This window comes from Streptomyces sp. NPDC028419 (genome assembly GCF_055565515.1).
The window spans coordinates 299,828-325,974 of sequence record NZ_JBVHUE010000004.1 but is presented as its reverse complement, the minus strand read 5'-3'; the positions used below and the strand labels follow the sequence as shown (position 1 = coordinate 325,974).

Sequence of the window (26,147 nt, the reverse complement as noted above, 5' to 3'; positions counted from 1 at the left end):
TGTGCGCGGCGTGCACGACGTCCACGACGTGCGCGGCCTCCAAGGCGTCCGCTACGGGCGCGGATTCGGGTGCGGGATCGGGTGCCGGATCGGGCGTTGGGGCTGGGGCGGGGGATGTCATGGTGGAAGATCCTGCCCACCCCCGCCGGGCCCTACGCGGTGACGCCGCCGCCGAATTCGGCCAACGCCTCGCTGACGATCAGCTCCAGGCGGGCGTGGTGCGCGCCCCGCCAGTACACGCGCTCGCAGTCGGCGCATTGGGCGAAGACGTCGTAGGAGCGCTGCGTGCCGCCTTCCAGCAGGTCGCCGACGCTGTCCTTGTCGGCCGCGCGCAGCGTGCCGTTGCAGGCGGTGCAGCGGGTCCAGGGGGTCAGCTCCGGCGCGAACCGGCCGAGGATGTCGCGCAATTGCTCGTCGGGGTTGTCGCTGTAGACGTAGGCACCCGCCCAGATCTCGCGGCGCCGCAGCAGGCCGCGGTCACGGGAGAGCAGGACGCGCCGCTCGGCGGCGGAGCGGGTGGCGAGGGCGGGGTCGCCGATGTCCTCGTTCTCGTAGGCCGTGTCGATGCCGAGCAGGCGCATCCGGCGGGCGAGCGTGCCGAGGTGGACGTCGAGGAGGAAGCGCAGCGGGGCGCCGGGGACCTCCTGCGGGCGGGGCGGGCCGGAGACCTCGACGGCCTCGCCGCCTCGGGGCACGTAGGAGACGGGCGCCTCGCGGCCGTCGACGAGCAGGCGGCCGACCTCGGTGAGCGGGACGCCGACGGATTCGACGACGTGGCCCAGGCTGGAGGTTCCGTCGACCGTGGTGGGTACGCGCTCGCCGCGCCGGTTGGGCGCGGTGAAGACGCGCAGCTCGGGGGCGAGGGTGAGGGTGATGTCCGGTCCGTTCACGGGGCCCAGCATGCCAGTTCGGGGCGGGGCGGCGAAGGTCAATTACGCGTGGGCGGCGGCCTCCTGGTCGTAGACCTCGCGGTGGGCGCTGACCTGGTCGAAGTGCTGCTCGGCCCAGTGCTTCACAGAGGTGAGGAGGCCGCCGAGGCTGTGGCCGAGGGGGGTGAGGCGGTAGTCGACGCGGACGGGCACGGAGGCGGTGACGGTGCGGCTGACGAGGCCGTCGCGTTCGAGGGCGCGCAGGGTCTGGGTGAGCATCTTCTGGCTGACCCCGGGGATCCGGCGGCCGAGGTCGCTGTAGCGCATGACCTCCGCCTCGTTGAGGGCGCTCAGGACGAGGCCGACCCACTTGTCGCTGATGCGGTCCAGGAGCTGGCTGGTCGGGCACTCCTTGAGGAAGGCGTCGTAGGCGTGGCGGGCCTCCTGGCGGCGGGTCTCGGCAGTGCGGGTGGCCATGGCGGGCTCACTTTCGGGTCGGGTACGCACCTTGGAGTGCGTACTTACGAAACGAAAGTACCTCTCCCTAAGTTAGTGCGCATCGGAACGAACGAAATCGAGCGCAAGGGACGAGACCCATGAGCCAGAACCAGCACCAGACGCAGGACCAGAAGCTGATCAACGCCGCGGTCGTCACCGCCTTCGGCGGCCCGGAGCAGGTCGTGACCGCGCAGGTGCCGCTGCCGGTTCCGGGGGCCGGGCAGGTGCGGGTCCGGGTGCGGGCCGCGGGGCTCAATCCGGTGGACGCCCTGGTCCGCCTCGGGGTCTTCGGGGGCGAGGGGGAGCGGCTCGGCTTCGGATGGGACGTGGCCGGTGAGGTCGACGCGGTCGGCGCCGGGGTGACCGACTGGAGCGCCGGTCAGCGGGTCGTCGGACTGCACTACGGCGCGGTCAAGGAGCTCGGGACGCATGCGGAGTACGTCGTCCTCGACGAGGGCGCCCTCGCCGCCGCCCCCGAGTCCGTGGACGCGACGGCCGCCGCGGTGCTGCCGCTCAGCGGGCTCACGGCGGCCCGGGCACTGGGCCAGTTGGGGCTGGCGGGAGGGGAGTCGGTGCTGGTCACCGGGGCGGCCGGGGTGGTCGGCGGGCTGGCGGTCCAGCTCGCGGTGCACGCCGGGCTGAAGGTGACCGCGCTGGCGGCCCCGGCGGACGAGGAGCTGGTCCGGTCGCTGGGCGCCACCGACTTCGTGGCCCGGGGCACGGCCGGGGCGGATGCGGGGGTGCGGGTGGACGGGGTGTTGGACGCCGCGGTGCTGGGGGAGGCGGCGCTGGACTTCGTCCGTGACGGCGGCGTCTACGTCGGGCTGCGGCCGGGCGGGGCTCCCGCTCCGGTGCGTGGGATCCGGGTCCTGGAGCAGGAGGTCGCGGCGGACGGGGCGCACCTGGCGCGGCTGGTGTCCTTGGTGGACGAGGGCGCGCTGACCCTGCGGGTGGGCGGGACCTACGCCCTGGCCGACGCGGCCGGGGCGCACGCCCGCCTCGCGGAGGGCGGCGCCCGGGGCCGGCTGGTCCTGACCGTGGCCTGAGCCCGCCCCGCCGGTCCGCCGGTCGTGCCGGGCGGGCGGGCGAGCGGGCCGCGCAGGTCGGGCGGGCGGTGCGGGTCGGGTCAGACGGGCACGGTGTAGCGCCAGTCGTGGCTCGGGTGGAACACGCCGGGCGGGTATTCGAAGTTGACGTCACCGAGCGACTCGAAGCCCGCCCGACGGCACACGGAGTTGGACGCGGCGTGGTCCGTGCTGGGGAAGGCGTGCACGAGACGGCGGGAGCCGTGTTCGGCGACGTACGCGAGCAGTTCGCCGATCGCCGCCACCGCGAGGCCGCGGCCCTGGTACTCGGGGAAGATCGCCCAGCCGCTCTCGTACACCTCTTCGTCGCGCCACTCGCGGGGCCAGAAGCCCACGGAACCGACGGTCTCGCCCGTCTCCGCCAGGCTGACCCGGAACATCCGTCCGGCAGCGGGTTCCCGGTCGCTCAGGGCGACGTACCGGCGCTGGCGGTCGGCCAGCTTCTCCTCGGACTCGGGTCCCCCCAAGTACTTGGTCATCTCGGGCTCATTGGCCCTCAGCAGTAACCCGAGGTCCTCATGGGACCAGGGGGTCAGACGCAGCGATATTTCCATGTTGAGGAGGGTACGAGGAACTCCTCCCCGCTGTCCGGGACTCGGCCCCATGTCGTGGCCGGAACCGGAAGGAAGGGGACCGACCCCCGTCCGCCCGGGGCGGAAAGGGCCGTCAGGGCCAGACCAGGCAGTACGGCTGGTGGCCGGCCTCGTGCAGGCGGTGGGAGAAGTCCTGCCACTCGTGCAGCAGCTGGTAGACGTTGAAGGCGTCGCGCGGGCCGCCGCGGTCGGGGACCGTGGACCAGATGAAGGCGGCCGCGCCGACGGACTCCTCGCCGATGCCGCGCAGCGGGTCGACCACCGTCATCGGGAGCTTGACCACCGCGTAGTCGGGGTGCAGGACCACGAGCTCCAGCGGCGGGACCTTGTGCAGGGGTATGCCTTCGATGCCGGTGAGGACCATCGCGGCCACCGTCTCCGGTTTGATCTTGCTGAACAGGCCGCCCATGCCGAGCTCGTCGCCGCCGAGCTCTTCCGGTCGCATCGAGATCGGGACGCGCGCCGCCGTGGCCCCGTCGGGGGCGCCGAAGTACTTGTAGGTCACTCCCATGCCCCGACCCCCCGGGACCGCGCTCGCGGGTACCGGTACGCCGTCCACCGCGTCCGCGCCCCGTCGGCGGTGCTTGCCGCGGCGCCGGGCCTCTCGGGATGCGTCGCGGGCCTCGCGCGCACGCTCGGGCCCGAGGCCGTCCGTACCCTCGCCCGGTCCGCCACCGCGTTGCATATCTCCACCCGACTGGTCTTGCCTGCCCCGGCCCCGTGACCCCCGCCACGCGGCCTGATCATCATGGCAGTGACCTCCCCCGCGGCGGCGCGGTGAAACGCCCGTCCGCAAGTCTGTCGCGGCCTCTGAGACCATGGCTGGTGTGAGCTACCCGTATCCGTATGAAGCCCCAGTCTCGCAGAACCTGTTTGACCGCGCGTCCCTCGTGACCCCCGGCGGCGTGAACTCTCCGGTGCGTGCATTCCGCGCCGTGGGGGGAACGCCCCGGTTCATGGTGTCCGGTACCGGTCCGTACCTCACCGATGCCGATGGCCGCGAGTACGTCGACCTGGTCTGCTCGTGGGGGCCGATGATCCTCGGCCATTCCCACCCCGCCGTGATCGAGGCCGTGCAGGCCGCGGTCGCCCGCGGCACGTCCTTCGGCACCCCCGGCGAGGGCGAGGTCGCGCTCGCCGAGGAGATCGTCGCGCGGATCGCGCCCGTCGAGCAGGTGCGCCTGGTGTCCTCCGGTACGGAGGCCACCATGTCCGCGATCCGGCTGGCCCGCGGTTTCACCGGCCGGGCCAAGGTCGTGAAGTTCGCGGGCTGCTACCACGGCCACGTGGACGCGCTGCTCGCCGCCGCCGGATCGGGCCTCGCGACCTTCGCGCTGCCCGACACCCCCGGTGTGACGGGTGCGCAGGCCGGCGACACGATCGTCCTCCCCTACAACGACCTCGAAGCGGTCCGTGCCGCCTTCGCCGCGCACCCCGGTGAGATCGCCTGTGTGATCACCGAGGCCGCGCCCGGCAACATGGGCGTGGTGACCCCGGGCGAGGGGTTCAACCAGGGCCTGGCCGACCTGTGCCGCGCGAACGGCGCGCTGTACATCTCCGACGAGGTCATGACGGGCTTCCGCACCTCCCGCGCCGGCTGGTTCGGCGTGGACGGGGTCGCGCCCGACCTGATGACCTTCGGCAAGGTCATGGGCGGCGGCTTCCCGGCCGCGGCCTTCGGCGGCCGCGCCGACGTGATGGGGCACCTGGCCCCCGTCGGCCCCGTCTACCAGGCGGGCACCCTCTCCGGGAACCCGATCGCCACCGCCGCTGGCCTCGCGCAGCTGCGGCTGCTCGACGACGCGGCGTACGCGAAGGTCGACGCCGTATCGGCCGAGATCCAGGGCCTGGTGACGGACGCGCTCCGCAAGGAGGGCGTGGCGCACCGGCTGCAGACCGCGTCCAACATGTTCTCCGTCTTCTTCACCGAGGACGAGGTCAGGAACTACGACGACGCCAAGAAGCAGGAGAGCTTCCGCTTCACCGGCTTCTTCCACTCGATGCTGGCCCAGGGCGTCTACCTGCCGCCCTCGTCCTTCGAGTCCTGGTTCGTCTCCACCGCCCACGACGAGCGGGCGATCGAGCGCATCGCGGCCGCGCTGCCCGCCGCCGCCCGCGCCGCCGCCGAGGCCACCCCGGAGGCCACCGCATGAGCAGCAGCGACATCACCGTCGTCCACCTGATGCGCCACGGAGAGGTGCACAACCCGGACGGGGTCCTCTACGGCCGCCGACCCGGCTACCACCTCTCCGAGCTGGGCCGGAAGATGGCCGAGCGGGTCGCCGAGCACCTGGAGAACCGCGACATCACCCACGTCGTGTCCTCCCCGCTGGAGCGCGCGCAGGAGACGGCGGCCCCGATCGCCAAGGCGCACAGCCTGGACCTGGCGACCGACGGGCGGCTGATCGAGGCGGGCAACGTCTTCGAGGGCAAGACCTTCGGCGTCGGCGACGGCGCCCTGCGCAAGCCCGCCAACTGGAAGCACCTGACGAACCCGTTCCAGCCGTCCTGGGGCGAGCCGTACATCGAGCAGGTGGTCCGGATGATGGGCGCGCTGGACGCGGCGCGCGACGCGGCCCGCGGGCACGAGGCGGTGTGCGTGAGCCACCAGCTGCCGATCTGGATCGTGCGCAGCTTCGCCGAGAAGCGCAGGCTGTGGCACGACCCGCGGCGCCGGCAGTGCACGTTGGCCTCGCTGACGTCGTTCACGTACCAGGGCGACAAGATCGTTTCGGTGGGCTACAGCGAGCCGGCCCGGGACCTGGTCCCGGCGCACCTGCTCGCGGGCGCGAAGCCGGTGAAGGGCAAGTCGAAGGCCTTCGGCGCCTGAGGCCGTGACCTCGCCTGAGGCCGTGACGTCGCCTGAGCCATGACGTCGCCTGAGTCGTGACGTCAGGTGGGAGTCGTGACGTCAGGTCGGAGTCCCCGCTTCCGATCGTCAAGATTCGACATGTCCAGACCTAATTTCATACAAGTCGCCACGCCGCTGCCGATCTGACACTCAGCCTGCGTTGGAATGTCCGTTTATACGACATTCCGTCAGCGAGGTGAGCGACATGCGTGAGGTCAGCCGGAGGGGCGTGCTCGGACTCGGACTCGGCGCCGTGGCCGCGATGGGGATCGCGGGTTGCGGCGGCGGGTCCGGCTCCGGGGGCGCGCGCATGGGCGCGGGTTCCGGCCAGGCCGGCCCCGCCCCGAGCGGCGGGGCCGCCCGTCCGGTCAGGCCCATCGGGGACGGTTCCACCGCGGACACGGGCCCCCAGCCCCACCAGCCCGCGAAGCCCGTCCCCCTCCAGCCCGGGGAGACCCCGCCGCAGTTCGTCGTCTTCAGCTGGGACGGCGCGGGCGAGATCGGCAACGGTCTCTTCCCGCGCTTCCTCAAGCTCGCCAAGGACCACCACGCGGGCATGACCTTCTTCCTCTCCGGGCTCTACCTGCTCCCCGAGTCGAAGCGCGAGCTCTACCGCCCGCCCAACAACCCGGTGGGCGCCTCCGACATCGGGTTCCTGAAGGACGAGAACGTCCGCAACACCCTGAAGTGCGTGCGCGAGGCCTGGCTCGACGGCCACGAGATCGGCACCCACTTCAACGGGCACTTCTGCGGCGGATCCGGCTCGGTCGCCCACTGGAGCGCGCAGGACTGGCACAGCGAGATCGAGCAGGCCGTGTCCTTCGTCACCAACTGGCGCACCAACACCGGCTTCACCGACCTCGAACCGCTGCCCTTCGACTACGCCAAGGAGCTGGTCGGGGCCCGTACGCCGTGCCTGCTCGGCCAGGACCAGCTGCTGCCCACCGCCGAGAAGCTCGGCTGGCGCTACGACGCCAGCTCGCCCGGCGGCCTCCAGCAGTGGCCGGAGAAGAAGGGGAACGTGTGGGACCTGCCGCTGCAGTCGATGCCCTTCCCCGGCCACTCCTTCGAGGTGCTCTCGATGGACTACAACATCCTCGCCAACCAGTCGCAGAACACCACCCGGGGCGTTCCCTCCAACTACCCGGGCTGGCGCAGCCAGGCCACGGCCGCCTACCAGGGCGGCTTCCGGCGGGCGTACGAGACGAACCGCGCGCCGCTCTTCATCGGCAACCACTTCGAGGACTGGAACGGCGGCATCTACATGGACGCCGTCGAGGAAGCGCTCAAGTCGATGGCGGACAAAAGCGACGTACGGCTCGTATCGTTCCGGCAGTTCGCCGACTGGCTCGACGTCCAGGACCCCAAGGTGCTGGCCAAACTGCGGACCCTGGCCCCCGGTCAGCCGCCGACCGGCGGCTGGAAGACCTTCCTGACCGCGGCCTGACCGCGGCCTGACCCCGGCCGATCGCCCCCGGCCGGGGGGCGCGCAAGATCCACAATTCGCCCATGCGAAACTTTTCACATGAGCCTTAGCCGCGCCCCCCGACGCCGCCGCTCGACCAGCGGCCGCGCCGTCCTGCTGACCGCGGTGGCCGTCGCAGGCGCCCTCACCCTCACCTCCTGCGGAGATTCGGCCGGTGGCGCCAAGTCCTCCGGCTCCGCGGGCGGCAACTACGTGACGGGCCCGGGCGGCATCTCCACCGTCGCCAAGGGCCAGCGCGACGACGCCCCCAAGCTCGACGGCGACACCGTCGACGGCAAGACGCTCGACACGACCGCCCTCAAGGGGAAGGTCGTCGTCCTGAACGTCTGGGGCTCCTGGTGCCCGCCGTGCCGCGCCGAGGCCCCCTACTTCGCCAAGGTCTCCAAGGAGATGGCCGACGCGGGCAAGGACGTCGCCTTCGTCGGGATCAACACCCGCGACAACAGCAAGCAGAACGCGGTCTCCTTCGAGGAGAACTTCGGGATCACCTACCCGAGCCTCTACGACCCCGACGGCAAGCTGATGCTCCGTTTCCCCAAGGGCACGCTCAACGCGCAGTCGATCCCCTCCACGATCGTCCTCGACAAGGAGGGCAAGATCGCCGCCCGCACCCTGGTCGCGGTCAATGAGGAGCAGCTGCGCAAGATGATCGACCCGCTCCTCGCGGAGAAGTGACCGGCGTGAACGAGACCGTTCTCGGCGGAGCCCTGCTGCTCGCCCTGCCCATCGCCGTGCTCGCCGGACTCGTCTCCTTCTTCTCCCCGTGCGTGCTGCCGCTCGTCCCCGGCTACCTCTCCTACGTGACCGGCGTCACCGGCGCCGACATGGCCGAGGCCCGGCGCGGGCGGATGCTGGCCGGGGCGAGCCTGTTCGTCCTCGGCTTCACCGCCGTCTTCGTCTCCACCGGCGCGCTCTTCGGGTTCTTCGGCGACGTCCTCCAGGACAACCGGGCGCTGATCTCCCGGGTGCTCGGCGGCGTGGTCATCCTCATGGGGCTCTTCTTCATGGGACTGATCCCGGGCCTGACGATGCGGGAGTTCCGCTTCCACAAGAAGCCCACCGGGGGCCTGATCGGCGCGCCCGTCCTCGGAGTCCTCTTCGGCATCGGATGGACCCCCTGCATGGGCCCGACGCTCGCCGCCGTGAACACGCTCTCCCTGAACGAGGCGAGCGCCGGCCGCGGAGCGCTGCTGACCACGGCGTACTGTCTGGGCCTCGGCCTGCCCTTCATCCTCGCCGCGATCGCCTTCCGCAAGGCGCTCGGCGCCTTCGGCTGGGTGAAGAAGCACTACGCGTGGGTGATGCGGATCGGGGGCGGCATGCTGGTCCTGACCGGTCTGCTGCTCGTCACAGGTTGGTGGGACACGATCGTCAGCGACATGCAGAGCTGGACACAGGGCTTCACGGTGGGGATCTGAGGACTAAGAGCACATGAGTACGAGCGACAAGGCGCCCATCGCGGCGTCGGACCCCGAACACGACGCGGCCGCCACCGCGGCCGACACGCCCGCCGCCCCGGACGCCACCGAAGCGGCCGCGGCCGCCACCGACGCCGCCGCCGCGGCCCAGCTGTCCACCGCCCCGCTGGAGGACCCGCCGGCCGGTGGTCCGGCCGTCGGCATCGGCGTGCTCGGCTGGGCCCGCTGGTTCTGGCGCCAGCTCACCTCGATGCGGGTGGCGCTGATCCTGCTCTTCCTGCTGTCCCTCGGCTCGATCCCCGGCTCGCTGATCCCGCAGAACCGGGTCGACCCGATGAAGGTGTCGATCTGGAAGGGCAAGCACGAGTTCTGGGTGCCGGTCGCCGAGAAGCTCCAGCTCTTCGACGTCTACAGCTCGGTGTGGTTCTCCGCGATCTACATCCTGCTGTTCGTGTCGCTGATCGGCTGCATCGTCCCGCGCACCTGGCAGTTCGTCGGCCAGCTCCGCGGCCGCCCGCCGGGCGCCCCGCGGCGCCTGGACCGGCTCCCCGCCTACACCACCTGGCGCACCGAAACGGCCCCGGACGAGGTCCTCTCGTACGCGAAGGAGGTGCTCGGCGGGCGCCGCTTCCGTACCGACGCCGACCCGGCCGGGAACGCGGTCGCCGCCGAGAAGGGCTATCTGCGCGAGGCCGGGAACCTGATGTTCCACATCGCGCTGATCGTGATGCTGGTGGCCTTCGCCACCGGCCAGCTCCTCAAGTCCGAGGGCGGCAAGCTCGTCCTGCGCGGCAAGGGCTTCTCGAACACGCTCACCCAGTACGACGACTTCAAGTCCGGCAGCCTCTTCAGCTCGGACGACCTGCCGCCCTTCAGCTTCACCCTGGACAAGTTCGACGCGGAGTACGAGAAGAGCGGCCCGCAGAAGGGCACCCCGCGCGAGTTCAAGGCGTACGTCACCTACAGCAAGGGCGCGCACGGCACCCCGACGAAGACCGAGATCGAGGTCAACAAGCCGCTCGACGTCGAGGGCTCCAAGGTCTACCTGCTGGGCCACGGCTACGCGCCGATCCTCTCGGTGACCGACCCCTCCGGCAAGGTGATCTTCAAGGACGCCGTGCCGATGCTGCCGCAGGACGCGAACCTGACCTCCGCCGGAGCCGTCAAGGTCACCGACGGCTACCAGGACAAGAACGGCAAGAAGGAGCAGCTGGGCTTCAACGCCCGCTTCGTGCCGACCTTCGCGGGCAAGGGCCAGGGCACGATGCTCTCGCAGTTCCCCGCCGCGGACTTCCCGGTCCTGGCGCTCAACGCCTGGCACGGCAGCCTGGGCGTGGACTCGGGCCTGCCGCAGAACGTCTACCAGCTCGACACCGCCAAGATGCAGCAGTTCAAGAAGGAGAACGGCGACCCGTTCTCCCAGCTGATGCTCCCCGGCGAGACGATGACGCTCCCCGACGGCGCGGGCACCGTGAAGTTCGAGGGCATCGAGCGCTGGGCCACCTTCCAGATCTCCCAGGAGCCCGGCACCGGCTACGCCCTGGCCGGCGCGGTGGCGGCCATCCTGGGCCTGGCCGCGTCCCTCTTCATCCAGCGCCGCCGGATCTGGGTCCGCGCGGTGACGGGCCAGGACGGCGTGACCGTCGTCGAGATGGCGGGCCTCGGCCGCAGCGAGTCCGCCAAGCTCCCCGAGGAACTCGCCGACCTGGCCGTCCGGCTGAACGAGCGGGCGCCGACCGCGCCCGAGGCCGTCCCCGGCAACAACCCTGTCGAAGCAACCGTTGAAGGAGGACGCGGATGACCCTGCTCGCAGCCGCCGCGACCAACACGAGCCTGGCCCACGCCAGCAACGTGCTGATCTATTCGTCGATGGCGGTCTACATGCTCGCCTTCTTCGCCCACATCGCCGAGTGGACCTTCGGCAGCCGCAGCAAGGTGGCCCGCACGGCCAACGCGCTGACGGCCGGCGCGGGCGCCGCGAAGGCCCCCGCCGTCCAGGTCCGCACGAAGGCGGGGGGCACCGCGGTCCTCGACAAGCCGCAGGTCGTCACCCGCTCCGCCACCGGCACGCGCGACGTCCCGGACGGCCCCGGCGCGGCCGGCGGCACGGTCAAGGGCGACCTGTACGGCCGGATCGCGATCTCGCTGACCGCCCTCGGCTTCCTGCTCGCGGCCGGCGGCGTGGTCAGCCGCGCCCTGTCGGTGCAGCGGGCGCCCTGGGGCAACATGTACGAGTTCTCGATCACCTTCGCCACGGTGGCCGCGGGCGCGTACCTGCTGCTGCTGGCCCTGGGCAAGAACGTCCGCTGGATCGGCCTGATCCTGGTCACCACGGTCCTGCTGGACCTGGGCGTGGCCACGACCTGGCTCTACACCGACAGCGCGGCGCTGGTCCCGGCCCTGCACTCGTACTGGCTGTGGATCCACGTCTCCACCGCGATCATCTGCGGCGCGGTCTTCTACATCGGTGCGGCGGGCACGGTCCTCTACCTCTTCCGCGACGGCTACGAGGCCAACCTCGCCGAGGGTCGCAGGCCCGGCGCGTTCCGCACCTCGGTGATGGAGCGGCTGCCCTCGGCGTCCTCGCTCGACAAGTTCTCGTACCGGATCAACGCGGCCGTCTTCCCGCTGTGGACCTTCACGATCATCGCGGGCGCGATCTGGGCGAACGACGCCTGGGGCCGGTACTGGGGCTGGGACCCCAAGGAGGTCTGGTCCTTCATCACCTGGGTCGCCTACGCCTGCTACCTGCACGCGCGCGCCACGGCCGGCTGGAAGGGCCGCAAGGCCGCCTACCTGGCGCTCTTCGCCTTCGCGTGCTGGATCTGGAACTACTACGGCGTGAACATCCTGCTCAACGGCAAGCACTCCTACGGCGGGGTGTAGTCGAGCGGCACGCCGAACGGCGAAGGGCCCGGACCCCCTCGGGGGGTCCGGGCCCTTCGCCGTTCACCGCGTCGGCTACCCCTTGTCGGGGTCGTTGCGGTCCTTCCCGTCCTGCTTGCCCTGGCCGTCCTGTCGCTCCTGCTCCTCGCGCAGCGACTTCAAGAACTCCGGGTTGTCGTCCGGCGCGACCCACTGGGTCCGGCGCGCCCGGCCGCCGCCGAAGCCGCCGCCGACCGCGGCGCGCTTCTTCCCGGCGAACAGCCACACGACGGGGCCGACGATCGAGAACAGCAGGATGATGATCACCCAGACCACCTTCGGGAGGTGCTTGACCTCTTCCTCGGGCGTGTTCAGGCAGTCGATGAAGGCGTAGATGGTCAGCGCGATGATCAGCAGGAACGGCAGATAGCGCAGCACGGTGAGAGCCAGACCCCCAAGATGGTGGCGGGGCCGCGTCGGGCCCCGGTGACTCCCCCAGGGTAGTCCGTGGCCGATACTGGGTCGCATGGCTTACGACGATCTCCGCTCGCTGCTCCGGGCTCTGGAGCGGGAGGGCGACCTCAAGCGCATCAAGGCCGAAGTGGACCCGTACCTGGAGGTCGGGGAGATCGTCGACAGAGTGAACAAGGCGGGCGGGCCCGCGCTGCTCTTCGAGAACGTCAAGGGCTCGGCGATGCCGCTGGCCATGAACGTCTTCGGCACCGACCGCCGCCTGCTCAAGGCGCTGGGCCTGAAGTCCTACGCCGAGATCAGCGAGAAGATCGGCGGCCTGCTCAAGCCCGAGCTGCCGCAGGGCTTCATCGGGGTCCGCGAGGCCTTCGGCAAGCTCGGCTCGATGGTGCACGTACCGCCGAGGAAGGTGAAGGGCGACTCCGCGCCCGTCCAGGAGGTCGTCCTCACCGGGGACGACGTGGACCTGGACCGGCTGCCGGCCCTCTTCACCTGGCCCAAGGACGGCGGCTCCTTCTTCAACCTGGGCCTGACCCACACCAAGCACCCCGAGACCGGCGTGCGCAACCTCGGGCTCTACCGCCTCCAGCGCCACGACAAGCGCACCATCGGCATGCACTGGCAGATCCACAAGGACAGCCGCAACCACTACGCCGTCGCGGCCAAACGGGGCGAGCGGCTGCCGGTCGCGATCGCCTTCGGCTGCCCGCCGGCCGTGACGTACGCGTCCACCGCGCCGCTGCCGGGCGACATCGACGAGTACCTCTTCGCCGGGTTCGTCGCGGGCAAGCGGATCGAGATGGTGGACTGCAAGACCGTCCCGCTCCAGGTCCCGGCCCATGCCGAGGTCGTCATCGAGGGCTGGCTGGAGCCGGGGGAGACGCTCCCCGAGGGCCCCTTCGGCGACCACACCGGTTTCTACACCCCGCAGGAACCCTTCCCGGCCCTGAAGATCGACTGCGTGACGATGCGCAAGCGTCCGCTGATCCAGTCGATCGTCGTCGGCCGCCCGCCGACCGAGGACGGGCCGCTGGGCCGCGCCACCGAGCGGTTCTTCCTGCCCCTGCTCAAGATCATCGTGCCGGACATCGTGGACTACCACCTGCCGGAATCGGGCGGCTTCCACAACTGCGCGATCGTCTCGATCGACAAGAAGTACCCCAAGCACGCGCAGAAGGTCATGCACGCCATCTGGGGCGCGCACATGATGTCGCTGACCAAGCTGATCATCGTGGTGGACTCCGACTGCGACGTGCACGACCTGCACGAGGTCTCCTGGCGGGCGCTGGGCAACACGGACTACGCCCGCGACCTCACCGTCGTCGAAGGCCCCGTGGACCACCTGGACCACGCCTCCTACCAGCAGTTCTGGGGCGGCAAGGCGGGCATCGACGCCACGAAGAAACTGCCCGAAGAGGGCTACACCCGCGACGGCGGCTGGCCGGACATGGTCGAGTCCGACCCCGCGACCGCGGCCCTGGTCGACCGTCGTTGGAAGGAATACGGACTGTGAGCCCCATCGGAGTGAGCGGCCCGGAGCTGTTCATCGGCACCGACGCCGCCTACGTGGCCCTCGTCCGGCCGCAGATCGACCCGACGCTGGCGGAGGTCAAGCTCGCGGCCGCGGAGGCCGGGGTGACGCCCGAGGAGTTCGCGGGCCCCGGCAACATCTGGGCGCTGATGCTCGACGTGGACGGCGAGGGCGACGGCTTCGAGCTGCCCGGCGCGCGCGACGTGGAGGCGGACGACTTCGCGGAGCAGCTCCAGCGGTCCCTGGCGGCGGCCGAGGCCTTCACCGTGGAGGCGGGCGGCTTCCTGTCCCTCGACGCGCGCCCGGCCGGCGGTGAGGGCTGGCGGCTGACCGTCCGGGTCACCCCGCCCGAGGGACACGACCAGGGTCCCCGGACCCTGGAGCTCGGCCCGCTCCCCACCGCGGAGCTCCTGGCCGACCTCGAAGACTTCCGGAGCAGCCTCGCATGATGACGACCGCCGACGGAGTGGTCGGCCCCGGCCCCGCGCCGCAGCCCACCGGCAAGGTGAAGGCGTTCCTGCGGCTGGTGATGATCGAGCACTCGGTCTTCGCGCTGCCCTTCGCCTACATCGCGGCCCTCACCGCGATGTTCCAGCTGGACCGCGAGGTCCACTGGATCAAGCTGCTGCTGGTCACCGTCGCCATGGTGGGCCTGCGCACCTTCGCGATGGCCGCCAACCGGATCATCGACCGCGAGATCGACGCCCGTAACCCGCGCACCGCGGGCCGCGAGCTGGTGACCGGCGCGGTCTCGGTGCGCTCCGCCTGGACCGGTGCGGGCATCGCGCTCGCGGTGTTCCTCGGGGCGGCGGCGCTGCTGAACCCGCTGTGCCTGGCGCTCGCGCCCATCGCGGTGATCCCGATGGTGGTGTACCCGTACGGCAAGCGCTTCACGAACTTCCCGCACGCGATCCTGGGCCTGGCGCAGGCGATGGGTCCGGTCGGGGCCTGGCTGGCGATCACCGGCGAGTGGTCCTGGGACGCGGTCGTCCTCGGGCTCGCGGTCGGCGTGTGGATCGGCGGCTTCGACCTGATCTTCGGTTGCCAGGACGTGATGGCCGACCGTGCGGAGGGCGTCAAGTCCGTCCCCGCCCGCTTCGGTGTTCCGGCGGCGCTATGGGGGGCGAGAGTCTGTCATGTCGTGACCACCGGACTGCTGGTCTGGTACGCGCTCGCCACCGATGCGGGGGCCTTCTTCTGGACCGGGATGATCGTCGTGGTGGCCGCCTTCGGCTACGAGCACTCGATCGTGACGCCCAAGGACCTGTCCCGGCTGAACCGGGCCTTCTTCACCGTCAACGGCTTCATCGGCATCGCGCTCTTCGTCTGCGCGCTGGGGGACCTGATGGTGCGGGGGCTGACGCTGTAAGTCCCGGATAGGCTCGGACGCATGAGTGAGGGCAAGCGCACCCCCTGGGTGGTCGGGGTTTCGGGGGCGTCCGGGACGCCGTACGCGGCGTCCGTGCTGCGGGGGTTGCTCGCGGCGGGGGAGAGCGTGGACCTGGTGGTCAGCCGGTCCGCGCGGCTCACGCTGCTCGACGAGACGGGGATCGCCTTCCGGGACGCGCACTGGCGCGCGGACCTGGAGCAGTGGCTGGAGCGGGGGGCCGACGGGAAACCGGGCACCTTCGCGGGCTTCGACCTGGACGCGGTGCGCTACTGGAACGCCGGGGACCTGGCGGCCGGGCCGTCGTCCGGCTCGTACCCGGTCAAGGGGATGCTGATCGTGCCCGCGTCCACGGCGTGCGTGGCGGGGGTGGCGCTGGGGCTGTCGAAGGACCTGCTCCAGCGGGTGGCGAGCGTCACGCTCAAGGAGCGGCGCCGGCTGGTGGTCGTGGTGCGCGAGACGCCGCTGAGCGGTCAGACGCTCAAGGCGCTGGTGACGCTGGACGAGGCGGGCGCAGTGGTGCTGCCCGCCTCTCCGGCGTTCTACGCGGGTGCGACGCACATCCAGGATCTGGCTGACTTCGTCGCGGGGCGGGTGCTGGACGCGGCAGAGGTGCCGCACCGGCTGTACCGCCGTTGGGACGGGGAGCTGGGCGCGGCCCGTGCTCCCGGTGCTGGTGAGGACTAGCCGGGGTGAACCGGTACTAGCGCTTCTTGGCGCCGAACGACTTGCGGGTCTTGTCGACACGCACGGCGGCGGCGGGCTGGTGGGCACGGGATCGGTTGGCCAGCTCCTGGAGCTGTCGCATGTGTGCGTAGGCCATCTCGATCGTGTACACGGTGAACCACTCCTGAAGATCGTCAGATCATCGTTGATCTGTTGAAAGATTCACAGGGCGTCGACCCTGTGTGCCTTAGATTCTATACGTAAACTTGCGGGATCGCCGAATAATGGAAGGCTCCAGGTATATGGACACCGTGGACAGGCAGCTCATCCAGGCCCTCAGGGAGAACGGCCGTGCTTCCTACGCGGAGCTGGGTCGACTCGTGGGCCTCTCCGGCCCCAGCGTCACCGACCGGATCAACCGGCTGGAGACGGCCGGTGTGATCACCGGCTACCGCGCGACCGTGGACGCGGCCTCGCTCGGCCTCGGCGTCACCGCGCTGATCGGCATCTCCCTCTCCGACGCCGCGGACCACGAGGACGTGGCCCGGCGACTGCGCGACCTCGCGGAGATCGAGGACTGCTGGTTCATCGCGGGCGACGACTCCTTCATGCTCAAGGTGCGCGCGAGCGACGTGGACGGCCTGGAGAAGATCATCCGGCGGCTGTCCGGCACCAAGGGCGTCTCCCGGACCCGCACCACCATCGTGCTCTCCACCAAGTGGGAGAACCGGGTCGGGGATCTGCCGGAAGAGCACTGAGAGTACGGTGGGGCGGGGTTCCGCAGGACAGGTACGCACGTACGCAGGACAGACACAGGAGGCGACCGGCACATGGACGCTGGGCTCAAGCGCGAGCTGGAGGAGAAGGTCCGCTCCGGCGAGCGGCTGACGCGTGAGGACGGCATCGCCCTCTACGAGTCGGACGATCTGGCCTGGCTCGGTGGCCTCGCCCACGAGGTGCGCACCCGCAAGAACGGTGACGTCGTCCACTTCAACGTCAACCGTCACCTCAACATGACCAACGTGTGCACCGCCTCCTGCGCGTACTGCTCGTTCCAGCGCAAGCCGGGCGAGAAGGACGCGTACACGATGCGCATCGAGGAAGCCGTTCGCCTGGCCAAGACCATGGAGAACGAGAACCTCACCGAGCTGCACATCGTCAACGGCCTGCACCCCAATCTGCCGTGGCGCTACTACCCGCGCTCGCTGAGCGAGCTGAAGAAGGCGCTGCCGAACGTCTCGCTGAAGGCGTTCACGGCGACGGAGATCCACCACTTCGAGACGATCTCTGGTCTCTCGGCGTCCGAGATCCTGGACGAGCTGATCGAGGCCGGCCTGGAGTCGCTCACCGGCGGCGGCGCGGAGATCTTCGACTGGGAGGTCCGTCAGCACATCGTCGACCACCGCACCCACTGGGAGGACTGGTCGCGCATCCACCGCCTCGCGCACGAGAAGGGTCTCAAGACCCCGTGCACGATGCTGTACGGGCACATCGAGGAGCCGCGCCACCGCGTGGACCACGTGCTCCGGCTGCGCGAGCTGCAGGACGAGACCGGTGGCTTCCAGGTCTTCATCCCGCTGCGCTACCAGCACGACTTCGTGGACATGCAGGACGGCAAGGTCCGCAACAAGCTCCAGGCGCGGACCACGATGGCGACCGGCGCCGAGGCGCTGAAGACCTTCGCGGTCTCGCGACTGCTCTTCGACAACGTCCCGCACGTGAAGGTCTTCTGGGTGATGCACGGCGTGCAGACCGCCCAGCTGGCGCTCCAGCACGGTGCGGACGACATGGACGGCTCGGTCGTCGAGTACAAGATCACGCACGACGCGGACAACTACGGCACGCCGAACAAGCTGGGCCGTGACGACCTGCTGGAGCTGATCCGGGACGCGGGCTTCCGTCCGGTCGAGCGCAACACGCGCTACGAGATCATCCGGGAGTACCCGGGTCCGGACGCGGGTCTGCGCGACGAGCCGCAGGCGATGCGCCTCTGAGGTTCCTTCCGACGAGGAAGCCCCGACCCCTCTTGGGGGCCGGGGCTTCCTCGTTGCCGAATGCCACAGGTAATGGTTACTCTGCGCATATGACCATTACGGCCCCCCTTCCGCTCCCGCTCACCTTCAGCGTCGACCCGGTCGTCGACCCGGCCCTGCACGCGCAGGTCCTCGACCTGTGGGTCGAGGTCAGCAACGCCGGTGGCGCCGTCGGCTTCGTGCCGCCCGTCAGCCAGGAGGTCGTCCGCCCCGAGCTGCTCAAGCACCTCGTCGCGATGGCCGAGGGGCGGACCCGGCTGGTCGTCGGGCGCGACGGGGGCGGCCGGGTCGTGGCGACCGCCTTCCTCGCCGCCAATGCGCACGGGCTCATGAAGCACTGGCTCTGGGCCTACACGGTGATGGTCGCGCCCGGCCTCCAGGGGCGGGGCGTCGGGCGCGCCCTGATGGCTGCCGTCGCCGACGCGGCCCGCGCCATCGAGGGCATCGACGCGATCCGGCTGGGCTGTCGAGGCGGCCTCGGCCTGGAGCGCTTCTACGCCTCCTGCGGATATCACGAGGTGGGGCGCGTGCCCGGGGCGATCCGGGTCGCCCCGGGCGACGACCGCGACGACGTCACCATGCTGCTGCGACTGCGCTGAGTCGGGAACGGGCGCCGGGCGACGCCGCTCGGGTGGGGCCCCGGCGGGCGGCACGGGGGGCCCGGCATGCTTCACTGGTCGGGCACTTCCGGGCGTACCCGACGCCCACAGCCGACGAAGACAGAGAGAAGGGGTCACCGTGTCCCTCAAGCCGAACGCAACGATCCGCTACACCGCGATGCGGCTGGCCATCTTCGTGGGCTGCTTCGTCGTCGTCCTGGGCCTGGTCAAGGCCGGTCTCGTACCGTCCTCCCTCGGCGACGCCAACCTCGCCTGGGTCGTGCTGCTCGCGCTGGTGCTGTCCGCCCCGCTCTCCTTCGTGCTGCTGCGCAAGCAGCGCGACGTGATGTCCGAGCAGATCTCCGGACGCATCGCGGGCGCGAAGGGTCGGCTCGCCGACAACCAGGCGCAGGAGGACGCGGCGGACGACGCCGCCCGCGCGCACTGACCTCGACGCACGTCCGAAGCGCCCCCGCGGCGGGATCCCTCCCGCCGCGGGGGCGTTCGGCGTTTTCGGGGTCGGACGGGATCGGTGCTCAAAGCAGTTCTTTGAGATTCTCAAAGGAAAAGTGTTAGCGTGTTCAACATGTTGACGTCAGCTGCGCCCTTCGAAGCCATGAGCACCCTGCTCGTGGCGCGCCTGCACGTCGACCTCTGCCGCCGCGCGTCCGCGGCCTGTTGCTGCTGTCGCTGATCCAGCCCAGGCAACGCACGCAGCAGCGGTCCCGGCCGGCCACCTCCGGCTGCCGTACCGCATCACCACCACCTTCCGGAGAGTGTTCGTGTCCGCGACCCCCGAGGCCCCCGCCAAGGCCTCTTTCAAGTTCCCCTTCTGGGCCCAGATCGTCACCGGTCTCGTGCTCGGCGTGCTGTTCGGCTGGCTCTCGCGCAGCCAGGACATCAGCTGGCTGGCCACCACCCTGGAGAAGGTCGGCGACATATTCGTCCAGCTCCTGAAGCTGGCCGTCGCCCCGCTGGTCTTCTTCGCGATCCTGGTGTCCGTCACCAACCTGCGGAAGGTGAACAACGCCGCCCGCCTCGCCTCGCGCACGCTGCTCTGGTTCATGATCACGTCGCTGATCGCGGTCGGCATCGGCCTCGCGATCGGCCTGCTGACCAACCCGGGCTCGGGCACCGGCCTCACCGCCGCCGACGGCAAGGAGCCCAAGCGGCACGGCTCGTGGATCGACTTCCTGACCGGCATCGTGCCGAACGACATCGTCACGCCGTTCACCGAGCTGAACGTCCTCCAGATCGTCTTCCTGGCCGCCGTCGCCGGCATCGCCGCCCTCCAGCTCGGCTCGAAGGCGCAGCCCGTGCTGACGCTCGCCGAGTCCGTCCTGGAGCTGCTGCAGAAGGCCCTGTGGTGGGTCATCCGGCTCGCCCCGATCGGTACGGTCGGCCTCATCGGCACCGCCATCGCCAGCTACGGCTGGGACCTGATCGGCAAGTACGCCGTCTTCACCGCCGACGTGTACATCGGCTGCGCGCTCGTGCTCTTCGGCGTCTACCCGCTGCTGCTGGCGACCGTCGCCAAGGTCAACCCGATCCAGTTCTTCAAGGGCGCCTGGCCCGCGATCCAGCTGGCCTTCGTCTCGCGCTCCTCGGTCGGCACCATGCCGGTCACCCAGAAGGTCACCGAGCGCCTCGGCGTCCCGAAGAACTACGCGAGCTTCGCCGTTCCCTTCGGCGCCACCACGAAGATGGACGGCTGCGCCGCCATCTACCCGGCGCTCGCCGCGATCTTCATCGCGCAGATCTTCGACGTGCAGCTCGGCGTCGGTGACTACCTGCTCATCGCCTTCGTCTCCGTGGTCGGCTCCGCCGCCACCGCCGGCCTGACCGGCGCGACCGTGATGCTGACGCTGACCCTGTCCACGCTGGGCCTGCCGCTGGCCGGTGTCGGTCTGCTGATGGCGATCGACCCGATCCTCGACATGATGCGGACCGCCACCAACGTGGCCGGCCAGGCCCTGGTCCCCGTCATCGTCGCCGCCCGCGAGGGCATCTTGGACCGCACGGCCTACGCCGCCGCCTCGTCCTCCCCGCTGGACGAGCTCCCGGCCGAGGCCGCTGGGTCCGCCGAGGCCGACGAGGTCGCCGCCGAGGAGAAGGTCCCGGTCGCCGTCTGACCGTACGGCCCCGAGCGACCCCGCGTCGCACGCACGCTCATCGCAGCCTCCGCCCCCGTCCGGGCGGGGGCTGCGGTGCGTTCAGCGGCCGGAGGCGTGCGCCACGAAGTCCGCCCAGGTGCGGGGGGCGAAGGCGAGGTGGGGGATGTCGGTGTCCTTGGAGTCGCGGACGTGCACGGTGGCGGGGCTGGTGGCCACCTCGACACAGGAGTCACCTTCGCTGCCGCTGCTGTGACTGCTCTTGAACCAGTCGAGCTCGGGATTTTCGATCATGTTTCTCCCAACAGTTCCTCGATGAAGTCCCGCGACTCCCGCGGCGGGAGAGCCTCGGCCCGGATGGTGCCATAGCGCAGCTCAAGGACCCGGAGCTGCTTCGGGTCCGACACCGGGCGTCCGTTAAACGCCCCCTCCGAGCGTCCCACGGCGGTGCCGTCCCCGAACTTCAGGATTTCGATGCCGCCGTCCATGCCGGCGTGTGCCTCGCGGCTGTTCGGCATGACCTGGAGGGACACGTTGCGCAATTGGCCTACCTCCAGGAGCCGTTGGAGCTGTCGGCGCCACACCATTGTGCCCCCGATAGGGCGGCGCAACGCGGACGCTTCGTGGACGAAGCTGATCGCCGGGGCGGGGGTGCGGTCGAAGATGGCCTGTCGGGCCATGCGTGCTGCGGTGAACCGCTCCACCTCGTCCTGTGCGTAGGCGGGCTGGCGCATCTCGAAGAGGGCCCGCGCGTGATCCGGTGTCTGCACCAGTCCGTGTACGACATGCGTGCTGTAGACGCACACCTCCACCGCCCGGCTCTCCAGCTTCGCGAGGTCGCGCACCTTCTTGGGGTAGCGGACCTGCTCCATGTCCGCCTTCATCGCGGAGATCTTCCCGCCCGCCCGCAGTGTCTCGTCCGTCCTGTCCAAGTACTCCGGGCGCGGGATGCGCTTGCCGGCCTCGACCTTGCGGACCAGGTCCTCGCCGTACCCGATGGCGGTGCCGAGGTCGGCGGCCCGGAGGCCCGCTTCCTCGCGCCAGGCCCTGAGCTGGCGGCCCAGTGCGGCCAGTACCGCCACTCCTTGTTCGTCCTCGGGATCCACGTCCCAGCCCGCGTCCCGCGTACCGTCACTGTCCACGCTCATGCGCGCCCGCCTCCGACGTACCGATGTCCTCGACGCCCTCTGCCCAGCGGCCGGACAGGACAGCCAGGACAGCCCCGGACAAGGGCCGGACAAACGCGGGACGTAAGGGAGTTGCCGCTTCTCACGGTATGCCGACATCGACACGCTGAGTGACGTGATGAATCAAATCTGCGACCCCGCACGTCATTTCGTCGCCCAACTCTCCGCCACTCCCCACGGCGCCCGCAGGGCCCGCTTGCTCGCCGTCGAGCGGATCGCCTCCTGGGGGCTCGCGACGGAGGGGCCCGGTCTCGTCGTGGCCGAGCTGGCGGCCAACGCGGTGACCCACGGTCGCGTGCCGGGGCGGAGGTTCCGGCTGCTGCTCACGCTGTACGGCGGTGTGCTGCGCATCGAGGTGGTCGATACCCGGGGTGACCGGGTCCCCGGTCTCCGCGACCCGGGTGAGGACGGGGAGGCCGGTAGGGGCTTGGTGTTGGTGGCTGCGATCGCGGACCGCTGGGGGGTGGATCCGGGGCCCCCGCCCTGCAAGGTGGTGTGGGCCGAGCTGGATGTGGCCGGACGGCTGGCCCGCCGGGACGTGGAGGGCCGAGACCCGGTGCGGGTGGACGTCAAAAGCTAAAGGACCAGGGAAAACCAACCAACCGCACCCCTCCAGCTCCCCACGGCTCCCCATGGCTGATCCCGGAGGCGCGGGGATCGCGGGCTCACGGGGTGGGCGGCGTCCAGTCGGCGGGGAGGCCGGACTGGGCGAGGACGGCGTTGAGGCTGTAGAAGTCCTGGTCGTGGGCGATCCGCGGGCCGTCGAGGTCGAGCAGGGTCGCCAGCGGCACGGCGAAGGGCTTGGGCGCGCCCTTGAGGTGCCCGGAGTAGACGGCCTCGATGGTGATGTGGTCGCCGTCCCGGTGCGCGGCGTGCACGGTGACGCGGACGTTGTCGATCAGGGCGTCGGTGCGGGCCTTCCAGCCGGATATCTCCTGACGGCCCGTGAAAGAGACGCCTATCGCCTGGTCGGTGTAGCTCCCGCTGGAGGTGAACAGGGCGCCGAGGGCGCCGGGCTCCGTGCCGTTCCAGGCGGTCTGCCAGGCGGCGACGACCTTCGGCAGGTGCCGGTCGCCGGGCGGCGAGGCGTAGGAGGCGGTGCCGAGCGCGACCGTGGCGGCCGCGGCGCAGGCGAAGGCGGTCAGGGTGTGGGCGGGGCGGATGGAGCGGGGCTTCATGGCGTTCGTCCTTCGTCGAGGTCTTCGGGTGGTGGGGGCCAGGGGGTCAGGGGGTGAGGACGACCTTGCCGGTGACGGTGCCGGACTCCGCCAGGGCGAGGGCCTCGGCGGCTCTGGCGAGCGGGAGTTGGGCGGCGATCCGGGCGGTGATCTCGCCGCGCTGGAGGGCGGCGAAGACCTCGGTGAGGTCGCTGCGCAGCCGGGCGCGGAAGCGGTCCTGGTTCAGCGCGCGGCCGGCCCAGATGTTGTAGAAGTGCGCGCGGCGGCCGTTGGGCAGGGCGTTCCAGAGCCAGGTGCGGGCGAGGATCTTCAGCACGGGCAGCTGCTTGGAGCCGCTGTCGTCGCGGGTGGAGGCGCTGCCGTAGGAGACGAGGGTGCCGCCGGGGGCGAGCAGCTGCCAGGAGTCGACGACGCTGCGGCCGCCGACGTGGTCGAAGACGGCGTCCACCCCGCCGGGGGCCAGCTCCCGGGTCCTGGCCGCGACATTCCCGACGCGGTAGTCGATCGGGGTGACGCCCAGCTCGCGCAGTGCTTCGTGGTGGCGGGCGGAGGCCGTGCCGATCACCTTCACGCCGGCCGCGCGGGCCAGCTGGACCAGGACGGAGCCCACTCCGCCGCTGGCGCCGTGCACCAGGATCGTCTGCCCGGCGCGGACGCGGGCCGTGCGGTGGAGCATCTGCCAGGCGGTGATGCCGTTGACCACGACCGTCTCGGCCTGCGCCGCGCTCAGGCCCTCCGGCACCTCGACCGCGTCCTTCGCGTCGACGAGCACGTGGCTGGCCCAGCCGCCGACCTTGACCAGCGCGGCCACCCTCCGGCCAGCCAGGTCCGGGGCGACTCCCGGGCCGGTCGACACCACGCGGCCCACCAGGTCGTAGCCCGGCACGAAGGGGAACGGCGGCTGGTCGTAGTACCGCCCGCGGCGCATCTGCTGCTCGGCGAAGGAGACGCCGGTCGCCTCCATGGCGATCACCAGCTGGCCCGGGCCGGGCTCCGGGACGGCGGTGCGCATGACCTGCAGGCCCTCCGGGGCCACGACGCCCGGCAGGACGACCTGGGTGGCCTGGGTGGCCTGGAGGGGCTGGAAGGTCTGGGTGAGGTGGTCGGTGGTCATGTCGCTCACTCGTTTCGTCGGAGATTTCGGAGTGGGTTTCTCGTTCGTTAGAAGTTGTAACCCTTTCGGGTCGCGATAGTCAAGAGCTTTCGTGATACCTTCTAACCAACAGGCTGGCGAGAGACGAGAGAGTGGAGGCAGGCCATGAGCGAGTCGGATGTGAGGACTCCCCGGGAGCGGTACCGCACCCAGGTGCGGGAGGAGGTCAAGCAGCACGCGTGGGAGCAGATCGCCACGGCCGGGGCCTCCGCGCTGTCCCTGAACGCCATCGCCAAGCAGATCGGCATGAGCGGGCCGGCCCTGTACCGGTACTTCGCCAACCGCGACGAGCTGATCAGCGAGCTCATCAGGGACGCCTACCGCAGCCTCGCCGACGCCTTCCGCGCCCGCGCCGAAGCCGGCACCGACCTCGGCGACCTCGCGGACACCCTGCGCGCGTGGGCCCTGGCCGACCCCCAGCGGTACCTGCTCGTCTACGGCACCCCCATCCCCGGCTACGAGGCGCCCGAGGACACCACCCGGATCACCGGCGAGATCATGGCCGTCCTCCTCGACGCCAGCGCCGCCGAGGAGCCCGCCGCCAGACCCCCGTCACCGCTGGAGGCGCATCTGGAGGCGCACCTGGCGGAGCACCGGATATGGGCCGCCGAGCATCCGGGCCCGCCGTCGACGCTGCACCGCGCGCTCACCTTCTGGACCCGGCTGCACGGCACGCTCTCGCTCGAACTCTCCGGCCACTTCACCGGCATGGGATTCGATCCGGCGCTGCTCTACACCGCGGAGGCGGAGGCGCTCACCGGCCGGTGAGGGCGGCCGCGCGCCGCCGCGTCACACCGGAAGGGGCTTGGTAACTCGCATGGGTGAACTGTTCCAACTCGGCTGGATTTCCGGGGGGTTGCCGGGCATATGCTCGCCGCACACCATCCAGACGTGAGACGGCCCCCGCCGGGACTGGCATCCCGAACGAGGGCCTGACCAACTAGGAAGTAGTCGCTTCCCAATGGCTCCTGAGCACCCTAGCGCGACCTTGCGCGCACCGTCCCGCCTTCCCGCCGGGACCCCCCGATCCGGTCTCCTCCACGTCAACGTGCGGCACACCTCGCGGTTCGTCGTCGTGGGCAACCACCTCGCCCAGCACTGCGCCTTGTCGCTGGTCGCGATCGGTCTCGCCACCCACATCCAGTCGCTGCCCGCCGGTACGCGCGTCGGCATCAAGCGGCTCGCCGAGCGGTTCCCCGAGGGGGAGGTGCGGATCGCCTCGGCCATGCGGGAGTTGGAGACGTACGGGTACCTGAAGCGGGTGCGTGTGCGGTTGGCGACGGGGCAGGTCATCACCCGAACGGTGTCCTACAACCAGCCGGGCGCGGCGTACCTCGAAGCGGCGACGGATCAGGTGCCGCTTCCGGCCCGGGATGACGATCCCGCGCCGGAGCCGGAGCCGGAGTTGCAGGGGTCCGCGCCGGAGTCGGAGCTGGAGCCCGGGCCGGCCGCCGAGCCGGAACCCGAGCTGGTGGCCGCGCTGAACGCCGATCCGGAGCCGGAGCCGGCACCCGTGCCGGACGCCGATCCGGAGCTTGAGCTGGCGGCCGTGCCGGATCCCGACCCCGATCCGGACCCGGACTCCGACCCCGAGACGGATCCCGAGCCGCAGGGGCCCGGGCCGGGGCCGGGGGCTCGGCCGGTGTCCCGGGGGTCGTCGCTGGGGCCGTTGTTCGGGCCCGGGCCCGCGGTCGCGCCCGGGCGCGGGCGCGGGTGTGGTGCCGCCGGTGCGGCGGGCGCGGGCGCTCCCGCCGGTGCGTTGGGGGTGGGCGGTGCTCCCGCCGGGCGGGTCCGGCAGGAGGCGTTCGACCTGCTCGTGGAGCTGCGGCTGCGTGACCCCCGGTTGCTGCTGCCGGCCCGGGCGGTGCGGCAGTTGGCGCCGGAGGTGTCGGGGTGGCTCGACCTCGGCGTCGAGCCCGAGGCCGTGGCGCACCTGCTCGCCGGGAACCTGCCCGCGGAGCTCGGCAATCCGGCGGCCCTGATCGCGTACCGGTTGAGGGCACAGGTCCCGCCGCGGCTCCCGGCGCCCCGGGCCGCCCCGCCGACCGCGCGGCCGGACCCGTTCCAGACGTGCGACGGGTGCGAACGGGCCTTCCGGGCGCCGGCCCCGGGCGGGTACTGCCGCGACTGCGGGCCGGCGGGGCAGCGGGCCGCCTGATCGCCCCC

General features: G+C 70.9%; 31 protein-coding genes. 21 read left to right on the top strand and 10 right to left on the bottom strand.

Features of this window, described 5'->3' with window-relative positions; genetic code table 11:
• Nucleotides 1-152 precede the first annotated feature (152 nt).
• Both ACZ4UB_RS07640 and ACZ4UB_RS07635 read right to left on the bottom strand, forming a co-directional pair.
• Nucleotides 153-890 (bottom strand): Mut7-C RNAse domain-containing protein, encoded by a 738-nt coding sequence (locus tag ACZ4UB_RS07640; RefSeq protein WP_468068887.1) that lies wholly within the window; start codon nt 888-890, stop codon nt 153-155.
• 42 nt (nt 891-932) lie between these two features.
• On the bottom strand, nt 933-1,346 hold the full coding sequence (locus ACZ4UB_RS07635; RefSeq protein WP_468068886.1) for a winged helix-turn-helix transcriptional regulator: 414 nt from the start codon (nt 1,344-1,346) through the stop codon (nt 933-935).
• A gap of 158 nt (nt 1,347-1,504) precedes the next feature.
• On the opposite strand from ACZ4UB_RS07635, the gene ACZ4UB_RS07630 reads away from it, so the two are divergent.
• The gene (locus ACZ4UB_RS07630) at nt 1,505-2,413 is read left to right on the top strand and encodes an NADP-dependent oxidoreductase (protein WP_468068947.1); all 909 of its coding nucleotides are present in this window, start codon (nt 1,505-1,507) and stop codon (nt 2,411-2,413) included.
• A gap of 80 nt (nt 2,414-2,493) precedes the next feature.
• On the opposite strand, the gene ACZ4UB_RS07625 is transcribed toward ACZ4UB_RS07630, so the two are convergent.
• Nucleotides 2,494-3,006 (bottom strand): GNAT family N-acetyltransferase, encoded by a 513-nt coding sequence (locus ACZ4UB_RS07625; protein ID WP_468068885.1) that lies wholly within the window; start codon nt 3,004-3,006, stop codon nt 2,494-2,496.
• Nucleotides 3,007-3,118: 112 nt separating this feature from the next.
• Nucleotides 3,119-3,556: a hypothetical protein gene (locus ACZ4UB_RS07620; RefSeq protein ID WP_467967268.1), complete on the bottom strand. Its 438-nt coding sequence runs from the start codon at nt 3,554-3,556 to the stop codon at nt 3,119-3,121.
• A gap of 307 nt (nt 3,557-3,863) precedes the next feature.
• Between ACZ4UB_RS07620 and hemL the strand changes: the two genes are divergently transcribed.
• From hemL to ccsB, 7 genes are all read left to right on the top strand, one after another.
• On the top strand, nt 3,864-5,198 hold the full coding sequence (gene hemL, locus ACZ4UB_RS07615) for a glutamate-1-semialdehyde 2,1-aminomutase (protein ID WP_354380378.1): 1,335 nt from the start codon (nt 3,864-3,866) through the stop codon (nt 5,196-5,198).
• Nucleotides 5,195-5,875, top strand: coding sequence for a histidine phosphatase family protein (locus tag ACZ4UB_RS07610; RefSeq protein ID WP_354380379.1), 681 nt, complete (start codon nt 5,195-5,197; stop codon nt 5,873-5,875). Before hemL ends, ACZ4UB_RS07610 begins: the two co-directional genes overlap by 4 nt.
• Nucleotides 5,876-6,101: 226 nt before the next feature.
• Entirely contained in the window at nt 6,102-7,343 is a 1,242-nt protein-coding gene (locus tag ACZ4UB_RS07605; protein WP_468068884.1) for a polysaccharide deacetylase family protein, read from the top strand.
• Nucleotides 7,344-7,421: 78 nt separating this feature from the next.
• Nucleotides 7,422-8,057, top strand: a complete 636-nt coding sequence (locus ACZ4UB_RS07600) for a TlpA family protein disulfide reductase (protein WP_468068883.1) — start codon at nt 7,422-7,424, stop codon at nt 8,055-8,057.
• Nucleotides 8,054-8,800 carry a cytochrome c biogenesis CcdA family protein gene (locus ACZ4UB_RS07595; protein ID WP_354380381.1) on the top strand — a complete coding sequence of 249 codons (747 nt, stop codon included), beginning with the start codon at nt 8,054-8,056 and terminating at the stop codon, nt 8,798-8,800. The genes ACZ4UB_RS07600 and ACZ4UB_RS07595 overlap by 4 nt, the downstream gene beginning before the upstream one ends.
• 13 nt (nt 8,801-8,813) lie before the next feature.
• A complete protein-coding gene (resB, locus tag ACZ4UB_RS07590; RefSeq protein ID WP_468068882.1) occupies nt 8,814-10,601 on the top strand; it encodes a cytochrome c biogenesis protein ResB in 1,788 nt (595 codons plus the stop codon).
• 2 nt (nt 10,602-10,603) lie between these two features.
• On the top strand, nt 10,604-11,686 hold the full coding sequence (gene ccsB, locus ACZ4UB_RS07585) for a c-type cytochrome biogenesis protein CcsB (RefSeq protein WP_468068945.1): 1,083 nt from the start codon (nt 10,604-10,606) through the stop codon (nt 11,684-11,686).
• A 75-nt stretch (nt 11,687-11,761) separates the two neighbouring features.
• Here ccsB and ACZ4UB_RS07580 read toward each other — a convergent pair whose 3' ends face one another.
• Nucleotides 11,762-12,103 (bottom strand): PLD nuclease N-terminal domain-containing protein, encoded by a 342-nt coding sequence (locus tag ACZ4UB_RS07580; RefSeq protein ID WP_468068881.1) that lies wholly within the window; start codon nt 12,101-12,103, stop codon nt 11,762-11,764.
• An 88-nt stretch (nt 12,104-12,191) separates the two neighbouring features.
• Here ACZ4UB_RS07580 and ACZ4UB_RS07575 point away from each other — a divergent pair, with 88 nt between their 5' ends.
• From ACZ4UB_RS07575 to ACZ4UB_RS07560, 4 genes are read left to right on the top strand one after another with little or no spacing between them, the layout of a single operon-like run.
• Complete coding sequence (locus ACZ4UB_RS07575; protein ID WP_468068880.1) at nt 12,192-13,649, top strand: menaquinone biosynthesis decarboxylase; 1,458 nt, start codon at nt 12,192-12,194, stop codon at nt 13,647-13,649.
• Complete coding sequence (locus ACZ4UB_RS07570) at nt 13,646-14,116, top strand: hypothetical protein (RefSeq protein WP_354380385.1); 471 nt, start codon at nt 13,646-13,648, stop codon at nt 14,114-14,116. Before ACZ4UB_RS07575 ends, ACZ4UB_RS07570 begins: the two co-directional genes overlap by 4 nt.
• On the top strand, nt 14,113-15,036 hold the full coding sequence (gene mqnP / locus ACZ4UB_RS07565) for a menaquinone biosynthesis prenyltransferase MqnP (RefSeq protein WP_468068879.1): 924 nt from the start codon (nt 14,113-14,115) through the stop codon (nt 15,034-15,036). Before ACZ4UB_RS07570 ends, mqnP begins: the two co-directional genes overlap by 4 nt.
• A gap of 21 nt (nt 15,037-15,057) precedes the next feature.
• Nucleotides 15,058-15,741 (top strand): UbiX family flavin prenyltransferase, encoded by a 684-nt coding sequence (locus ACZ4UB_RS07560; protein ID WP_354380386.1) that lies wholly within the window; start codon nt 15,058-15,060, stop codon nt 15,739-15,741.
• A 16-nt stretch (nt 15,742-15,757) separates the two neighbouring features.
• Here the strand turns inward: ACZ4UB_RS07560 and ACZ4UB_RS07555 are convergent, their stop codons facing one another.
• A complete protein-coding gene (locus ACZ4UB_RS07555) occupies nt 15,758-15,892 on the bottom strand; it encodes a hypothetical protein (protein ID WP_399264441.1) in 135 nt (44 codons plus the stop codon).
• A gap of 130 nt (nt 15,893-16,022) precedes the next feature.
• On the opposite strand from ACZ4UB_RS07555, the gene ACZ4UB_RS07550 reads away from it, so the two are divergent.
• The 6 genes from ACZ4UB_RS07550 (at nt 16,023) to ACZ4UB_RS07525 (ending at nt 20,484) form a co-directional block, all read left to right on the top strand.
• The gene (locus ACZ4UB_RS07550) at nt 16,023-16,478 is read left to right on the top strand and encodes an Lrp/AsnC family transcriptional regulator (RefSeq protein ID WP_354380387.1); all 456 of its coding nucleotides are present in this window, start codon (nt 16,023-16,025) and stop codon (nt 16,476-16,478) included.
• Between the two features lie 72 nt (nt 16,479-16,550).
• Nucleotides 16,551-17,714 (top strand): aminofutalosine synthase MqnE, encoded by a 1,164-nt coding sequence (gene mqnE, locus ACZ4UB_RS07545; RefSeq protein WP_354380388.1) that lies wholly within the window; start codon nt 16,551-16,553, stop codon nt 17,712-17,714.
• 89 nt (nt 17,715-17,803) lie between these two features.
• On the top strand, nt 17,804-18,352 hold the full coding sequence (locus ACZ4UB_RS07540) for a GNAT family N-acetyltransferase (protein WP_468068877.1): 549 nt from the start codon (nt 17,804-17,806) through the stop codon (nt 18,350-18,352).
• Nucleotides 18,353-18,491: 139 nt separating this feature from the next.
• Nucleotides 18,492-18,800 carry a DUF4229 domain-containing protein gene (locus ACZ4UB_RS07535; protein ID WP_468068876.1) on the top strand — a complete coding sequence of 103 codons (309 nt, stop codon included), beginning with the start codon at nt 18,492-18,494 and terminating at the stop codon, nt 18,798-18,800.
• Nucleotides 18,801-18,968: 168 nt separating this feature from the next.
• Nucleotides 18,969-19,046 (top strand): putative leader peptide, encoded by a 78-nt coding sequence (locus ACZ4UB_RS07530; protein WP_330335068.1) that lies wholly within the window; start codon nt 18,969-18,971, stop codon nt 19,044-19,046.
• Between the two features lie 82 nt (nt 19,047-19,128).
• Nucleotides 19,129-20,484, top strand: a complete 1,356-nt coding sequence (locus tag ACZ4UB_RS07525; protein WP_468068874.1) for a dicarboxylate/amino acid:cation symporter — start codon at nt 19,129-19,131, stop codon at nt 20,482-20,484.
• Nucleotides 20,485-20,565: 81 nt separating this feature from the next.
• Here the strand turns inward: ACZ4UB_RS07525 and ACZ4UB_RS07520 are convergent, their stop codons facing one another.
• Entirely contained in the window at nt 20,566-20,757 is a 192-nt protein-coding gene (locus ACZ4UB_RS07520) for a DUF397 domain-containing protein (RefSeq protein WP_468068873.1), read from the bottom strand.
• Complete coding sequence (locus tag ACZ4UB_RS07515) at nt 20,754-21,611, bottom strand: helix-turn-helix domain-containing protein (RefSeq protein ID WP_468068872.1); 858 nt, start codon at nt 21,609-21,611, stop codon at nt 20,754-20,756. The genes ACZ4UB_RS07520 and ACZ4UB_RS07515 overlap by 4 nt, the downstream gene beginning before the upstream one ends.
• 157 nt (nt 21,612-21,768) lie before the next feature.
• Between ACZ4UB_RS07515 and ACZ4UB_RS07510 the strand changes: the two genes are divergently transcribed.
• Nucleotides 21,769-22,230, top strand: coding sequence for an ATP-binding protein (locus tag ACZ4UB_RS07510; RefSeq protein WP_468068943.1), 462 nt, complete (start codon nt 21,769-21,771; stop codon nt 22,228-22,230).
• An 85-nt stretch (nt 22,231-22,315) separates the two neighbouring features.
• Here ACZ4UB_RS07510 and ACZ4UB_RS07505 read toward each other — a convergent pair whose 3' ends face one another.
• Complete coding sequence (locus ACZ4UB_RS07505) at nt 22,316-22,828, bottom strand: nuclear transport factor 2 family protein (protein WP_468068871.1); 513 nt, start codon at nt 22,826-22,828, stop codon at nt 22,316-22,318.
• A 46-nt stretch (nt 22,829-22,874) separates the two neighbouring features.
• Nucleotides 22,875-23,942, bottom strand: a complete 1,068-nt coding sequence (locus ACZ4UB_RS07500) for a medium chain dehydrogenase/reductase family protein (protein WP_468068870.1) — start codon at nt 23,940-23,942, stop codon at nt 22,875-22,877.
• 144 nt (nt 23,943-24,086) lie between these two features.
• Here ACZ4UB_RS07500 and ACZ4UB_RS07495 point away from each other — a divergent pair, with 144 nt between their 5' ends.
• Together ACZ4UB_RS07495 and ACZ4UB_RS07490 are read left to right on the top strand one after the other, a co-directional pair.
• Nucleotides 24,087-24,749, top strand: a complete 663-nt coding sequence (locus tag ACZ4UB_RS07495; protein WP_354380395.1) for a TetR/AcrR family transcriptional regulator — start codon at nt 24,087-24,089, stop codon at nt 24,747-24,749.
• 280 nt (nt 24,750-25,029) lie between these two features.
• Nucleotides 25,030-26,139 (top strand): helix-turn-helix domain-containing protein, encoded by a 1,110-nt coding sequence (locus ACZ4UB_RS07490; protein WP_468068869.1) that lies wholly within the window; start codon nt 25,030-25,032, stop codon nt 26,137-26,139.
• Nucleotides 26,140-26,147 lie beyond the last annotated feature (8 nt).

Bases quoted from the DNA above. Each gene is read 5' to 3' on its own strand.
- ACZ4UB_RS07520 (WP_468068873.1), bottom strand. From the start codon at position 20,757: ATGATCGAAAATCCCGAGCTCGACTGGTTCAAGAGCAGTCACAGCAGC.
- ACZ4UB_RS07500 (WP_468068870.1), bottom strand. From the start codon at position 23,942: ATGACCACCGACCACCTCACCCAGACCTTCCAGCCCCTCCAGGCCACC.
- ACZ4UB_RS07515 (WP_468068872.1), bottom strand. From the start codon at position 21,611: ATGAGCGTGGACAGTGACGGTACGCGGGACGCGGGCTGGGACGTGGAT.
- ACZ4UB_RS07610 (WP_354380379.1), top strand. From the start codon at position 5,195: ATGAGCAGCAGCGACATCACCGTCGTCCACCTGATGCGCCACGGAGAG.
- hemL (WP_354380378.1), top strand. From the start codon at position 3,864: ATGGCTGGTGTGAGCTACCCGTATCCGTATGAAGCCCCAGTCTCGCAG.
- ACZ4UB_RS07540 (WP_468068877.1), top strand. From the start codon at position 17,804: ATGACCATTACGGCCCCCCTTCCGCTCCCGCTCACCTTCAGCGTCGAC.
- ACZ4UB_RS07530 (WP_330335068.1), top strand. From the start codon at position 18,969: ATGAGCACCCTGCTCGTGGCGCGCCTGCACGTCGACCTCTGCCGCCGC.
- ACZ4UB_RS07575 (WP_468068880.1), top strand. From the start codon at position 12,192: ATGGCTTACGACGATCTCCGCTCGCTGCTCCGGGCTCTGGAGCGGGAG.
- ACZ4UB_RS07505 (WP_468068871.1), bottom strand. From the start codon at position 22,828: ATGAAGCCCCGCTCCATCCGCCCCGCCCACACCCTGACCGCCTTCGCC.
- ACZ4UB_RS07495 (WP_354380395.1), top strand. From the start codon at position 24,087: ATGAGCGAGTCGGATGTGAGGACTCCCCGGGAGCGGTACCGCACCCAG.
- ACZ4UB_RS07560 (WP_354380386.1), top strand. From the start codon at position 15,058: ATGAGTGAGGGCAAGCGCACCCCCTGGGTGGTCGGGGTTTCGGGGGCG.
- ACZ4UB_RS07625 (WP_468068885.1), bottom strand. From the start codon at position 3,006: ATGGAAATATCGCTGCGTCTGACCCCCTGGTCCCATGAGGACCTCGGG.
- ACZ4UB_RS07510 (WP_468068943.1), top strand. From the start codon at position 21,769: ATGAATCAAATCTGCGACCCCGCACGTCATTTCGTCGCCCAACTCTCC.
- mqnP (WP_468068879.1), top strand. From the start codon at position 14,113: ATGATGACGACCGCCGACGGAGTGGTCGGCCCCGGCCCCGCGCCGCAG.
- ACZ4UB_RS07620 (WP_467967268.1), bottom strand. From the start codon at position 3,556: ATGGGAGTGACCTACAAGTACTTCGGCGCCCCCGACGGGGCCACGGCG.
- ACZ4UB_RS07550 (WP_354380387.1), top strand. From the start codon at position 16,023: ATGGACACCGTGGACAGGCAGCTCATCCAGGCCCTCAGGGAGAACGGC.
- mqnE (WP_354380388.1), top strand. From the start codon at position 16,551: ATGGACGCTGGGCTCAAGCGCGAGCTGGAGGAGAAGGTCCGCTCCGGC.
- resB (WP_468068882.1), top strand. From the start codon at position 8,814: ATGAGTACGAGCGACAAGGCGCCCATCGCGGCGTCGGACCCCGAACAC.
- ACZ4UB_RS07635 (WP_468068886.1), bottom strand. From the start codon at position 1,346: ATGGCCACCCGCACTGCCGAGACCCGCCGCCAGGAGGCCCGCCACGCC.
- ACZ4UB_RS07605 (WP_468068884.1), top strand. From the start codon at position 6,102: ATGCGTGAGGTCAGCCGGAGGGGCGTGCTCGGACTCGGACTCGGCGCC.
- ACZ4UB_RS07600 (WP_468068883.1), top strand. From the start codon at position 7,422: ATGAGCCTTAGCCGCGCCCCCCGACGCCGCCGCTCGACCAGCGGCCGC.